Here is a 12,951-nt window from a genome sequence, read left to right as displayed (position 1 = left end):
CGCGAGGCTCGCCCGCGAAGGGGCGCTCCGCTACAACACAATATCCATGCCGTCATACGCCACCTCGATCCCCCGCCGCGCCAACAGTGCTCGCTCAGCCGAGTCTTCATCGAGGATCGGGTTGGTGTTGTTGATGTGAATCAGCACCTTGCGCTGGCGCGGGAACGCCTCCAGCACTTCCAGCATGCCGCCCGGCCCGCTCTGCGCCAGGTGGCCCATTTCGCTGCCCAGGCTGTGTCCGACTTCGCATAGGCGCATCTCATCATCGCGCCACAGGGTGCCGTCCAGCAGCAGGCAATCGGCGCGCTGCATCCAGCCCAGCACCTCTTCGTCGACCTGCCCCAGCCCCGGTGCGTAAAACAGCGAGGCGCCGCTGCGCTGGTCCTCGATGAACAGGCCGATGTTGTCCCCCGGCTGCGGATTGCCTCGATTGGGTGAATACGGCGGGGCGTTGCTGATCAATGGAATGGCACAAAACCGGAGGTGGTAGCAGGCCGCAATCCGGAACGGCTCGCGATTGAGACGCACAGGTTGCCACTGCAATCCGCCGTTCCAGTGACTGAGCATGGTGAACAGGGGGAAGCCCGTGTTGAGATCCTGATGCACCCGTTCGGTACACCAGACATTATGCGGGCAGCCTTCGCGCAGACTCAGCAGGCCGGTGCAGTGGTCGATCTGGCTGTCCATCAGCACCACGCCGGCGATGGCGCTGTCACGCAGGCGGCGCGCCGGTTGCAATGGCGCAAAGCTCTCGAGTTGCGCGCGGATGTCCGGTGAAGCGTTGCACAGCACCCAGTCCACTCCGTCGTCGCTCAGGGCGATCGACGACTGCGTACGCCGTTGCGCGCGCAGGCTGCCGTTGCGCACCCCGGCACATTGCCGGCAATTGCAGTTCCACTGCGGAAAACCGCCGCCGGCGGCGGAACCCAGAACCCGGATGTGCATGAGCAATGCTCCAGAAGGCAGACCCGGCCAACGCTGCCGCTGGCCGGGTGAACAATCAACGGTTGGCGAAATACATCGTCACTTCGAAGCCAATACGCAGATCGGTAAACGCGGGTTTAGTCCACATGGGTTCAATCCTCTTCTTGTGCCGGGTGATTCCGGTAGCACCATTAATGCACGGGGTGCCGGGCGGCCGAATGCTACTTTCGAAGGAAGTTTGGGGGTGCGTTGGTAGGGGGTGTGACGCGGATTTCAGGCATACGGAAAACCAATGTGGGAGCGGGCTTGCTCGCGAAAGTCGTGTGTCAGTCGCATCCTCGGTGACTGACACGGCCTCTTCGCGAGCAAGCCCGCTCCCACAGGGTATGCGGCGTATTTAATGAATCAGAAGAACCCCAGCGGATTGATGTCATAGCTCACCAGCAGGTTCTTGGTCTGCTGGTAGTGATCGAGCATCATCTTGTGGTTTTCCCGGCCGACGCCGGACTTTTTGTAGCCACCGAACGCGGCGTGGGCCGGGTACAGGTGGTAGCAGTTGGTCCAGACGCGCCCGGCCTTGATCGCCCGACCCATGCGGTAGGCGCGGTTGATGTCGCGGGTCCAGAGGCCCGCACCGAGACCGAACTCGGTGTCGTTGGCAATCGCCAGGGCTTCGGCTTCGTCCTTGAAGGTGGTCACGCCCACCACAGGGCCGAAGATCTCTTCCTGGAATACGCGCATCTTGTTGCTGCCCTTGAGCAAGGTCGGCTGGATGTAATAGCCGCTGGCCAGATCGCCCTCCAGACGCTCTGCCGCACCACCGGTGAGCAGCTGGGCGCCCTCCTCCTGAGCGATGTTCAGGTACGAGAGGATCTTGTCGTATTGCTGCTCGGAGGCCTGGGCACCGACCATGGTTTCGGTGTCGAGCGGGTTACCGCGCTTGATCTTGACGATCTTCTTCATCACCTCGGCCATGAACGGCTCGTAGATCGATTCCTGCACCAGGGCGCGGGACGGGCAGGTGCAGACTTCACCCTGGTTGAAGAACGCCAGCACCAGGCCTTCGGCGGCTTTCTCGATGAACGCGGGCTCGGCCTGCATGATGTCTTCGAAGAAGATGTTCGGCGACTTGCCGCCCAGCTCGACGGTGCTCGGAATGATGTTCTCGGCGGCGCAATGCAGGATGTGCGCGCCCACCGGGGTGGAACCGGTGAAGGCGATCTTGGCGATGCGCTTGCTGGTGGCCAACGCCTCGCCGGCTTCACGACCGAAGCCCTGGACGATGTTCAGCACGCCCGCCGGCAGCAGGTCGGCAATCAGTTCGGCAAAGACCATGATCGACAGCGGCGTCTGCTCTGCCGGCTTGAGCACGATACAGTTGCCGGCGGCCAGGGCCGGGGCGAGTTTCCAGGCGGCCATCAATAGCGGGAAGTTCCACGGGATGATCTGCCCGACCACGCCCAGCGGTTCGTGGAAGTGGTAGGCGGTGGTCAGTTCGTTGATCTCCGCAGCGCCGCCTTCCTGGGCTCGGATGCAGCCGGCGAAATAGCGAAAATGGTCGGCCGCCAGCGGCACGTCGGCGTTGAGGGTTTCGCGCACGGCCTTGCCATTGTCCCAGGTTTCGGTGACGGCGAGGATTTCCAGGTTCTGCTCGATGCGGTCGGCGATTTTCAGCAGGATCAGCGAACGATCCTGGACCGAGGTCTTGCCCCAGGCATCGGCGGCGGCATGGGCGGCATCGAGGGCCTTGTCGATGTCGGCGGCGCTCGAGCGCGGGAACTCGGCAATCACCTCACCGTTGACCGGCGAGGTATTGGTGAAGTACTCGCCATTGACCGGTGCGACGAATTCGCCACCGATGAAATTACCGTAGCGCGGCTTGAAGGAAACGACAGCGCCGGGTGTTCCGGGTTGGGCGTAGATCATGATGAAGCCTCTGTCTGGATCGATAAGATACGTTTTCTGTAGGAGCGAGCTTGCTCGCTATGGTCGTTAACGATGACGCGGGAAACCTGATGCCCTGCGGTGTTCTTGAGTCCATCGCGAGCAAGCTCGCTCCTACAGGGGGTGGAGATCTGTGTCAGTGCTTGGCCACCAGTTCCTTCGGCAATTTGAAGGTCCAGAGCATGCCGCCCTGGTTGAAGTCCTTCACCCGCTTGGCCACTTCGCCGCCCCACAGCGGCACCGCGCCGCCCCAGCCGGAAAGCACCGAGACGTACTGCTCGCCATCCATTTCCCAGGTCACGGGCGAGCCGAGGACGCCGGAGCCGGTCTGGAATTCCCAGACCTTCTCGCCGGTCTTGGCATTGAACGCCTGCAGGAAACCTTCCGGCGTACCGGTGAACACCAGGTTGCCCTTGGTGGTCAGAACCCCACCCCACAGCGGCGCGAAGTTCTTGTGGCGCCAGACTTCCTTGCCGGTCTTCGGATCGATGGCGCGCAGTACGCCGATGTAGTCTTCGTTCAACGGCTTGATGGTGAATCCGGCACCGAGGAACGCCGCGCCTTTCTTGTAGGCGATCCCCTCGTTCCAGATGTCCATGCCCCACTCGTTGGACGGCACGTAGAACAGCCCGGTGTCCCTGTTGTAGGCCATCGGCATCCAGTTTTTCGCACCGAGGAACGCCGGCGCCACGAACACCGACGTGCCGTGGGCTTCGGCCCCTGGTGCGCCGGGACGGCTGGCGTCGTTGTAGATCGGCCGGCCGTCCTTATCCAGGCCGGTGGCCCAGGTGATCTTGTCCACGAATGGGAAGCCGCGGATGAATTTGCCGTTGGTGCGGTCCAGCACGTAGAAGAAGCCGTTACGGTCGGCGGTTGCCGCCGCCTTGATTTCCTTGCCGCCTTCGCTGTAGTTGAACGACACCAGTTCGTTCACGCCGTCGAAGTCCCAGCCGTCATGTGGTGTGCTCTGGAAGTGCCATTTGATGGTGCCGTCGTCCGGGTTGAGCGCCAGGCGCGACGAGGAATAGAGGTTGTCCCCCGGACGCAAGTGCGAGTTCCACGGCGCCGGGTTGCCGGTGCCGAACAACAGCAGGTTGGTTTCCGGGTCGTAGTAGCCGCCCAGCCACGGCGCCGCACCGCCGGTCTTCCATAAATCGCCTGGCCAGGTCTTGCCCGCTTCACCGCCGGAGATGCCGTTCTCGATTGCCTTGCCGTCCTTGTAGACATAACCCATGTGGCCTTCGACGGTCGGACGGGTCCACAAAAGATCGCCGTTTTTCGGATCGTAGGCCTCGATCTTGCCCACCACGCCGAATTCGCCACCGGCGACGCCCGTGATCAGCTTGCCGTTGATCACCAGCGGTGCGGCGCTGATCGAGTAGCCTTCCTTGTGGTCAGCGACTTTCTTGCTCCAGACCACCTTGCCGGTGTCCTTGTTCAGCGCCACGAGTTTGGCATCGAGGGTGCCGAAGATCACCAGGTCGCCGTACAGCGCCACGCCACGGTTGATCACGTCGCAGCAAGGACGGATGTCATCCGGCAGGCGCGCATCGTATTGCCAGAGCTTTTTGCCGGTGCGCGCATCCACGGCGAACACCCGCGAATAGGAGCCGGTCATGTACATCACGCCGTCCTTGACCATCGGCTGCGCCTGCTGGCCGCGCTGCTTTTCGCCGCCGAACGAGAACGCCCACGCCGGGCGCAGGTCCTTGACGTTGTTGACGTTGAGAATGTCCAGCGGGCTGTAGCGCTGACCCTGAACGCCCAGGCCGTTGGTCACGACCTGCTCGGGGTTCTTCGGGTCCTGGAGAATGTCCTGGTCGGAAACCCCGGCCAATGCCTGGCCGGACAACAGCATGGCACTGAGCAGCAGGCTCAGGACGAAGGGCTGGCGACGTGCGGGTTGAGTCATGACGGCTTCCTCTGCGGTTTTTGTTTTAGTGCGGGAGATTTTCCCGGGCTGATGCAGATTTTTGAGCGCAGGCGCCTGGACAACAATTGGCCGCAATGTGGAGATTTCTAGTTCCTTGGTATGGGATTGGGAAAGTGGATTGCCAAATCCGAGAACAACATTGATCCCTTGTGGGAGCGGGCTTGCTCGCGAAGGCGTCGTGTCAGTCACCTATGTGCCGATTGCTGCAGCGCATTCGCAAGCAAGCCCGCTCCCACAGGGTTCAGCGCTGTTTGTCTACTCGCGTCATCCGCGCCCGCTCATACCGCGGATACAAATGGCTGACACTGCGAATCAACTCATACCGGCTCAGGCTGATCCCGGCGAATCGCTCGGGGATGGGGCTGCGGATCATCTCGGCCATGTCGCTGCCATTGGCGGCGCCGTCGCGCATCAGCTGGTCGAGCCAGCCCAGGTAGTCGCGCATCTGCACGAAGGGTTGCCGATCGCTGGCGACAGGCCCGTGTCCAGGCACGATCAGGGTCCAGGGCAACGCTTGCAGGGTCGCGATGTCGGCCAGCCATATCGACAGCCCCGGACTGTTGGGCGTGGTCAGCGCCCGTTGATAAAACACCAGGTCGCCAGCGAACAGCACGCCGGTTTGCTGGTCGAGAATAGCCAGATCCGCACCCGTATGCCCACCCAGACCTAGCAGGCGCAGATCGTGATTCCCAAAACTCTCGATGCCCGGCGCAAGCGTACGGGTCGGCAGCACCACCTCGGTGCCGCGCATCCAGTCGCCCACCAGGCGATACATGTTTTCGGCCATGGCATCGCCCTGCTTTTGCAGCAGCTCGGTGGTGCCGGCCAGCGCGCCGATCGGTACATCGCTGAACGCCTGATTGCCCAGTACATGATCGGGGTGATGATGGGTCAGCAGGACCTCGATCACCGGTTTGTCGGTGATCCCGGCGATGGCCCTGCGCATGGCTTCGCCGTAGCGTCTGGACGGGCCGGTATCGATCACCACCACACCGCGTTCGGTGACGATGAACGCGGTGTTGACGATGTTGCCGCCGTTGTCCTTGGCGAAATTATCGGTGCTGCCTTCCAGCAGCCAGGTGTCCGGGGCGATCTGCCTGGGCTTGAGTGTGTATTCGATATCGGCCGCGGCTTGCAGGCTCAGACCGATGAGCAACAGCAGCATCCAGCGCATGACTCGCTCCTTTGGCTCAGGGAATTAACGCATCGAACAGATTGCCGCCGCTATCGCGCAACAGCAGTCGTGTCTGCTCTGCCCCCTCCAGATCGAAGCCCAGGCTGGGGTTTTCGCTTACAGCGGGAAACAGTTCGAGACGGGCCAACAGTTGATTCTGGCCGTCCCGCAGTTCGGCGTGATTGATGTAAAACTCAGGAATGCCGCTGACCATGCCGTTGTCCATCGGATGCGCCACCTGCACGCGCAGTCGATTGAAGTCCTGGCGCGGATAACGCCCGCCCAGCACTTGGCCGATGCGCTCTTCCCAACCCGGCTCGGTGCGAACCACACTTGGCGCAGTGCAGCCACCTCCCGCTGCGTCGATCAGGGTCGATCCCACGTGCCACAGCCCATCGCGTGTCAGGACTGCCGCGCGCAGGGGCGTGGCCTGCTCGACTCGAATGCGGATCGACAGCCAGGGCAGCAGTCCATTTACCGGCTGGAAATCGACGATTTTCGGCAACGGGTTGAGCTCGGCCCAGGCAAGGATGGTCACTACCTCACCCTTGAATGCCCGGGCATCGATTTCCAGCGGGACCTGCCGCGCGTCTTCTGCGAACGGTGGCGCCAACAGCTTGACCCGATCATCGAACACGAACGGCGCATCGCCGAGCATCTGCTTGTGATAGAAGCTCCACATCACCGACGGCACCGGGTCCTTGCCCGGATCGACGGCGGCCTGCGCCGTCAGATTCAGGCAGCACGCCAGTAGACAAATCCGTTGCCATTTCATCAGCCACTCCTATTGATACATCTCGGGCACGTCATACCGCAGGCCGTAATGGCCATAAATGGTCTTCACCGCACCCTCGCGAATCAGCCCTTCCAGCGCTTCCTCCACCGCATAGGCCAGTTGCCGGTTGCTTTCGTGCACCGCCATGCCGATCTCCCAGAGCTGCTTGCCCATGTTCGGGTAGGCGTTCTCGGCCAGGGCCAATTGCGGGTCGGCTGCTTCGTGCACCTGCCAGTCGATTTCACCGCGCATGGCCATGACCGCGTCGACCTCGCCGGCCTTCATCGCGGCAAATGCCTGGGGCACGCCCGGATAGTGATGGGTCTTGCCGGCGAGCATGCCGTTGAACACCGAAGTGAGGTAGAACGACGGCACGCTGTCGACCTCGACGCCAATCGGGTGCTGCTGGAACACCGCGACGCTGGCAACCTTGTCCAGCCGTCGGCGGTCATAGGCCACCTGCCATTGCTCGTTCTGGTACGGACCGAACATCACCACATGACCGTTTTCCAGTTCGCCGAATTCGTTGCGCTTTTGCGCGTAATCGCGGTCGTAAGGCACGCGCATCATCAGGTCGGCCAGTTGCTGGTTGTGCAGGGCACTGGCGCGCCAGATGTAGTCGCGCAGATCGTCGTCGAGCTTTTCACCGGCCGGCGCCCAGATCAGCGTCAGGCGCACGCCCATTGCCTTGGCCAGAGCCTGGGCCAGCTCGACGTCAACACCACTGGGCTGGCCGCCCTTTTCGAAGCTGTAGGGTGCGAAGTCCTTGTACACCGCCACCTTCAACTCTCCGGCGGCGATCATTTCATCGTAGTTGCGTACCTGCGCCTGCACCGACTGGCAGCACAGCCACACAGCGCCGACCAACATCGCAAGCAGGCGCATGGGATCACTCCTCGACGTGCACGGTGTCCAGATAAGTGCGGACCGCCCACAGGGCTTCCTGGCTCAGATAGTCGGCCATTTTCGGCATGTACACCCGACCGTCGCGCACGGCGCCATTGCGTACCCGCTCGACGAACCATTCATCACCGGCATCGCCCGCATCGAGCATGCGCAGATCCGGAGCGATACCGCCGGACTTGGCTTCCAGGCCATGACAGGCCGCGCAGTTCTGGTTGTAGGCCGACGCGCCGATCTCCACCGCCTTGTCGTGTTCCGGCGTGGTGCGATAGGGATTCACTTCGGCCCAGCCATCGGCATTGAGTTTCACGCCGGCATCCTTGATCGGGGTCAGGCCCTGGGTGGCCACTGCCTGCGGCACCACGTTGCCGTGGGCCCACACGGAACCGGCACTGAGAAGACCGGCCAACAGTCCGGTGACGAGCAAGGCGTTGCGTTTCGTTGTCATTGTTTTGCCCTCAGGTTGCACGCAGAACCTCTTGGCAGAGGCTATGGCAGCCATCTTAGGAAGCCTGGCGAACGGGCCCCATGCTGCTTTGGTGGCCGGCGTCTCGTCCCTTGGTAGTAAGGCGTTGGAGGGGCACAGCGATCGATCACAAATTTTGCGAACGACACAAAACCTGTGGGAGCGTGGCTTGCCCGCGATGGTGGTCAACGATGACGCTGGCTGCCTGATGCCCCGCGGTGTTCTGGCGTGCATCGCGAGCAAGCCCGGCGCCTACAGGGAGTTGGGTTGTTCGCTGTTTTGCGGTTGGCATATTTACTACCTTGGTACTGGCTGCTCGGTACTTTCTGCATATTTCCACCCCGTTACGGGCTTTCTATGCTAGCGCTACCTGTACTGGAGAGCCCTATGCGCCAGATTGCCCCTTACGCCCTGATCTATCTGTTGGCGATTGCCTGCGCCGCCGGGCTGGCGACGCAAAGTCAGGCTGCGGATGCCCCCTTGCAGGTGCGGATCGGTTACCTGGGTTATCGCCCCGATCCCGGTCCGTTGCTTTCCAACGTCATTCCCGAACCTGTCGATGCCGGCCTGCGCGGCGCGGAACTGGCGATCATCGACAGCAACAGCACCGGGCGTTTTCTCAATCACGGTTACAGCCTGCAAAGCGCCAGCGTCGACAGTCCCGAAGCCTTGCTCGCAGCGGCAAAAGCCCAGCATGCGCAAGGCCTGCGTCTGTTCGTGGTGAACGCCCCCGCCAGCAGCCTGCGCCAGCTCAGTGCGGCGCTGCCCGACAGCCTGCTGTTCAACGCAGGCAGCTCCGACGACAGCCTGCGCACCTCCGATTGCCTGCCCAACGTGCTGCACAGCCTGCCCAGCCGCGCGATGCTGGCTGATGCGCTGGCGCAGTTCCTGGTGGTGCGCAAATGGCAACGGGCGCTGCTGATCGTCGGCCCCTCCGTCGACGACCAGGCCTACGCCGCCGCTCTGCGCCGCGCGGCCAAGCGCTTCGGCCTGCAACTGGTGGCGGAGAAACCCTGGACATTCGATAACGATCAGCGACGCAGCGCCCAGGCCGACATGCCGCTGTTCACCCAGACCGCCGAATACGATGTGGTGCTGGTGGCCGACGAGCGTGGCGACTTCGGCGAGTACGTGCCCTACCAGACCTGGTACCCGCGCCCGGTCGCCGGCACTCAGGGCCTGACGCCGACAAGTTGGCACAAGACTGTGGAAACCTACGGCGCCGCGCAGTTGCAGAAACGCTTCGAAGCCCTCGCCGGGCGCTGGATGAACGATCGTGATTTCGCCGCCTGGATCGCCGTGCGCAGCATCGCAAGCGCGGTCAGCAAGTCGCGCCAGACCGAGCCCATGGCGATTCGTGCGCTGGAAATCGGCGATCAGTTGCCGCTGGATGGCTTCAAGGGACGCAAGCTCAGCTACCGCCCATGGAACGGCCAGTTACGCCAGCCGATCCCTATCGTGCAGCCCCGGGCGCTGGTCAGCACGTCGCCCCAGGACGGCTTCCTGCACCCCTTCAATGAAATGGACAGCCTGGGTTACGACAAGCCCGAGGTCAGCTGCCGCTTTCCCTGAGCACAACAACGACAACAAGGAAACTGCCATGCGCCGCACAAGCCTTCACCTCAGCCTGCTCTCATGCGCCCTGCTGGTCATCGCCGGTCACGCCAGCGCCAGCACGGCCTGGGTATCCAACGAAAAAGACAACAACCTCAGCCTGATCGACATGCAGACCCTGCAGGTCACCGACACCCTGCCCGTCGGCCAGCGCCCTCGCGGCCTGCTGCTGTCCCACGACAACAAGCTGCTGTATATCTGCGCCAGCGACTCGGACCGGGTCCAGGTGATGGACGTGGCCACCCGCAAGATCATCAAGGAACTGCCCTCGGGCAAGGACCCGGAGCAATTCGCCCTGCACCCCAACAATCGGTGGTTGTACGTTTCCAACGAAGACGACGCACTGGTCACGGTGATCGATACCGAGACCTCCAAGGTCCTCGGCCAGATCAACGTTGGCGTCGAGCCCGAAGGCATGGCGGTCAGCCCCGACGGCAAATGGGCGGTCAATACCAGCGAAACCACCAACATGCTGCACTGGATCGACACCAACACCCAGACCCTGGCCGACAGCACGCTGGTCGATCAGCGCCCGCGTTTCGTCGAATTCAGCAACGATGGCAAGCAGTTGTGGGCTTCGGCGGAAATCGGCGGCACCGTGACGATCCTCGACGTCGCCAACCGCAACGTGGTCAAGACGCTCAATTTCCAGATCAAGGGCGTGCACCCGGACAAGGTGCAGCCGGTGGGCATCAAGCTCAGCGCCGACGGCAAATACGCCTTCGTGGCCCTGGGCCCGGCCAATCACGTGGCGGTGATCGATGCCAAGACCTTCGAGATCCTCGATTACCTGCTGGTGGGTCGGCGGGTCTGGCAACTGGCGTTCACCCCGGACCAGAAACAACTGCTCGCCACCAACGGCGTCAGCGGCGATGTCTCGGTGATCGATGTCGACAGCCTCAAGGTCAGCAAATCGGTAAAGGTCGGACGCTATCCATGGGGCGTGGTGGTGACGCCATGAACGCCCTGGAAGTCAGCGACGTGAGTTTCGCCTATGGGCCGCGGGAGGCCTTGCGGCAGGTGAGTTTCAGCCTGGCACCCGGCCGTTTCGCCGCATTGCTGGGGCCCAATGGTGCCGGCAAATCAACGCTGATCGCCCTGCTGACCCGGCTCTACGATCTGCAGCAAGGCGATATTCGGGTGGGCGGCTGCTCGTTGCGCGACACACCACGTCCGGCGCTCAAGCAGTTGGGCGTGGTGTTCCAGCAAAGCACCCTGGACCTGGACCTGAGCGTGGAACAGAACCTGCGCTATCACGCTGCGCTGCATGGCTTGTCCCGCCGCGAGACTGCCCTGCGCGTAGATGCGGAACTCGCTCGGCAAGGCCTGGATGAGCGCCGCAGCGAACGAGTGCGCCAGCTCAACGGAGGCCATCGTCGCCGGGTGGAAATCGCCCGCGCCCTGCTGCATCAACCGCGCCTGTTGCTGCTCGACGAGGCCAGCGCCGGCCTCGACCCGGCCAGCCGCCTGGCGCTCAACCGGCACATTCGCAACCTGTGCAGCGAGCAGCGGATCAGTGTGCTCTGGACCACCCATCTGCTGGATGAAGTCCAGCCCAGCGACGACCTGCTGATCCTGCATCAGGGCCGACTGGTGGCCCGCGGACAGGCCGACGCGCTGAGTCTGGAACACGGCGGCGACCTGGACTCGGCCTTCACTCGCCTGACTACCACGGGAGCTGCCCGATGAACGCTTACTGGCAATGTTTCAGCGGCATCGTGCTGCGCGAGTGGCTGCGCTTCGTGCTGCAACGCACACGCTTCCTCAGCGCCCTGATCCGACCGTTGCTGTGGCTGCTGGTGTTCGCCGCCGGTTTCCGCGCGGCCTTGGGCATCGCCATCATCGAGCCCTACGACACCTACATTCCCTACGAGGTCTACATCATCCCGGGACTGGCCTGCATGATCCTGTTGTTCAACGGCATGCAGGGCTCGCTGTCGATGGTCTACGACCGCGAGATGGGCAGCATGCGCGTCCTGCTCACCAGCCCACTGCCGCGAACCTTCCTGTTGTGCAGCAAACTGCTGGCCACCTCACTGATTTCGCTGCTGCAGGTCTACGCCTTCCTCGCGATCGCCTGGGTTTACGGTGTGCAGCCACCGGCCGCCGGCCTGCTGCTCGCCCTGCCCGCCTTGCTGCTGGTGGCCTTGATGCTCAGCGCCCTGGGACTGCTGCTGTCCAACGCCATCCGCCAACTGGAGAACTTCGCCGGCGTGATGAATTTCGTGATCTTCCCGCTGTTCTTCCTGTCATCGGCGCTCTACCCGCTCTGGAAAATGCGCGAAGCGAGCGAGTGGCTGTACTGGCTCTGCGCGGTAAACCCGTTCAGCCATGCGGTGGAACTGGTGAGGTTTGCCTTGTATGAGCGCTTCAACCCACTGGCGTTGGCGGTGTGTGCGGGATTGACGGTGGTCTTTGCCCTGCTGGCGATCCTGACCTTCAACCCGCAGCTTGCGGCGCTGCGCAAGTCCAGTTGATCCCACAGATTACGCGGCGAACATCAAATCACTGTAGGAGCGTTGGGAAATTACGACTTTAGTACTGGTTTTCCCTGTCTATCGTCGAATTCCCAACGCACCCCGCCTGGCATGTAATGGACTTATAACGATAAGGATAAAGCCCATGCCGCGTGCCCGACGTCGCCTGTTGCGTCCCACCCTCGCCGCGCTATCCCTCAGCCTGTGGCTGGTTGGCGCCTACGCACAATCGCCGCTGTTCTCACCCGACGGCTATCGCATCGATCTGTACCGCAGCCCCACACCCGACCAGTTGCAAGGCGCAACCATCGTCGACACCGCCGCCGTGCAAGCGTTGCTCGACCAAACTCCGCGCCCGCTGCTGATCGATGTCTACCGCCGCCAATGGCTGCAAGGCCGTTTCATCGAAGACCAACCCCACGAAAACCTGCCCGGCAGCCACTGGCTGGCCAATACCGGCGACGGTGAGCTGACACCGCAGTGGCAGGCCTACTTCGCCGACAACCTGAACAAACTGACCAGCGGCAACCTCAGGCAACCGCTGGTTTTCTACTGCCGCTCCGACTGCTGGTTGAGCTGGAACGCCGTCAAACGTGCTGCCAGCCTCGGTTATCAGTCACTGTATTGGTATCGCGATGGCCTGGATGCGTGGCAGGCGGCCAACCTGCCCGTTACCCCCGCCAGCCCCGCGCCCTTCCCCTGAGCTTTACGCCTGCGTGTTGTTGCCACACCATAATCAAA

General features: G+C 62.6%; 13 protein-coding genes. 5 read left to right on the top strand and 8 right to left on the bottom strand.

Annotated elements, in window-relative coordinates; all coding sequences use genetic code 11:
• Nucleotides 1–30: 30 nt before the first annotated feature.
• The 8 genes from pqqB to pedF all read right to left on the bottom strand — a co-directional run bounded on the left by pqqB (nucleotide 31) and on the right by pedF (nucleotide 8,101).
• On the bottom strand, nucleotides 31–945 hold the full coding sequence (pqqB, locus tag HNO86_RS12600; protein WP_175377280.1) for a pyrroloquinoline quinone biosynthesis protein PqqB: 915 nt from the start codon (nucleotides 943–945) through the stop codon (nucleotides 31–33).
• A gap of 55 nt (nucleotides 946–1,000) precedes the next feature.
• Nucleotides 1,001–1,072: a pyrroloquinoline quinone precursor peptide PqqA gene (gene pqqA / locus HNO86_RS12595; RefSeq protein ID WP_003253598.1), complete on the bottom strand. Its 72-nt coding sequence runs from the start codon at nucleotides 1,070–1,072 to the stop codon at nucleotides 1,001–1,003.
• A 257-nt stretch (nucleotides 1,073–1,329) separates the two neighbouring features.
• The gene (locus tag HNO86_RS12590) at nucleotides 1,330–2,850 is read right to left on the bottom strand and encodes an aldehyde dehydrogenase family protein (RefSeq protein ID WP_175377279.1); all 1,521 of its coding nucleotides are present in this window, start codon (nucleotides 2,848–2,850) and stop codon (nucleotides 1,330–1,332) included.
• Nucleotides 2,851–3,004: 154 nt separating this feature from the next.
• On the bottom strand, nucleotides 3,005–4,780 hold the full coding sequence (locus HNO86_RS12585) for a PQQ-dependent methanol/ethanol family dehydrogenase (RefSeq protein ID WP_175377278.1): 1,776 nt from the start codon (nucleotides 4,778–4,780) through the stop codon (nucleotides 3,005–3,007).
• 262 nt (nucleotides 4,781–5,042) lie between these two features.
• Nucleotides 5,043–5,975 (bottom strand): quinoprotein relay system zinc metallohydrolase 1, encoded by a 933-nt coding sequence (locus HNO86_RS12580; RefSeq protein WP_175377277.1) that lies wholly within the window; start codon nucleotides 5,973–5,975, stop codon nucleotides 5,043–5,045.
• Nucleotides 5,976–5,991: 16 nt separating this feature from the next.
• A complete protein-coding gene (locus tag HNO86_RS12575; RefSeq protein WP_175377276.1) occupies nucleotides 5,992–6,750 on the bottom strand; it encodes a quinoprotein dehydrogenase-associated SoxYZ-like carrier in 759 nt (252 codons plus the stop codon).
• Between the two features lie 9 nt (nucleotides 6,751–6,759).
• The gene (locus tag HNO86_RS12570) at nucleotides 6,760–7,635 is read right to left on the bottom strand and encodes an ABC transporter substrate-binding protein (protein ID WP_175377275.1); all 876 of its coding nucleotides are present in this window, start codon (nucleotides 7,633–7,635) and stop codon (nucleotides 6,760–6,762) included.
• 4 nt (nucleotides 7,636–7,639) lie between these two features.
• Nucleotides 7,640–8,101, bottom strand: coding sequence for a cytochrome c-550 PedF (gene pedF, locus HNO86_RS12565; RefSeq protein WP_175377274.1), 462 nt, complete (start codon nucleotides 8,099–8,101; stop codon nucleotides 7,640–7,642).
• Between the two features lie 405 nt (nucleotides 8,102–8,506).
• On the opposite strand from pedF, the gene HNO86_RS12560 reads away from it, so the two are divergent.
• The 5 genes from HNO86_RS12560 to HNO86_RS12540 all read left to right on the top strand — a co-directional run bounded on the left by HNO86_RS12560 (nucleotide 8,507) and on the right by HNO86_RS12540 (nucleotide 12,913).
• Nucleotides 8,507–9,691, top strand: a complete 1,185-nt coding sequence (locus HNO86_RS12560; protein ID WP_175377273.1) for an ABC transporter substrate-binding protein — start codon at nucleotides 8,507–8,509, stop codon at nucleotides 9,689–9,691.
• A gap of 28 nt (nucleotides 9,692–9,719) precedes the next feature.
• A complete protein-coding gene (locus tag HNO86_RS12555; RefSeq protein WP_175377272.1) occupies nucleotides 9,720–10,694 on the top strand; it encodes a YVTN family beta-propeller repeat protein in 975 nt (324 codons plus the stop codon).
• Entirely contained in the window at nucleotides 10,691–11,422 is a 732-nt protein-coding gene (locus HNO86_RS12550; protein WP_175377271.1) for an ABC transporter ATP-binding protein, read from the top strand. Before HNO86_RS12555 ends, HNO86_RS12550 begins: the two co-directional genes overlap by 4 nt.
• Nucleotides 11,419–12,210 (top strand): ABC transporter permease, encoded by a 792-nt coding sequence (locus HNO86_RS12545; RefSeq protein WP_175377270.1) that lies wholly within the window; start codon nucleotides 11,419–11,421, stop codon nucleotides 12,208–12,210. Before HNO86_RS12550 ends, HNO86_RS12545 begins: the two co-directional genes overlap by 4 nt.
• Before the next feature lie 145 nt (nucleotides 12,211–12,355).
• Entirely contained in the window at nucleotides 12,356–12,913 is a 558-nt protein-coding gene (locus HNO86_RS12540) for a PQQ-dependent catabolism-associated CXXCW motif protein (RefSeq protein WP_175377269.1), read from the top strand.
• Nucleotides 12,914–12,951 lie beyond the last annotated feature (38 nt).

Source organism: Pseudomonas sp. C1C7, from assembly GCF_013359595.1.
In the GTDB taxonomy this organism is placed as follows: Bacteria; Pseudomonadota; Gammaproteobacteria; order Pseudomonadales; family Pseudomonadaceae; genus Aquipseudomonas.
The sequence above is the reverse complement of the archived record's forward strand: the minus strand, read 5'-3'. Positions and strand labels throughout refer to the sequence as shown.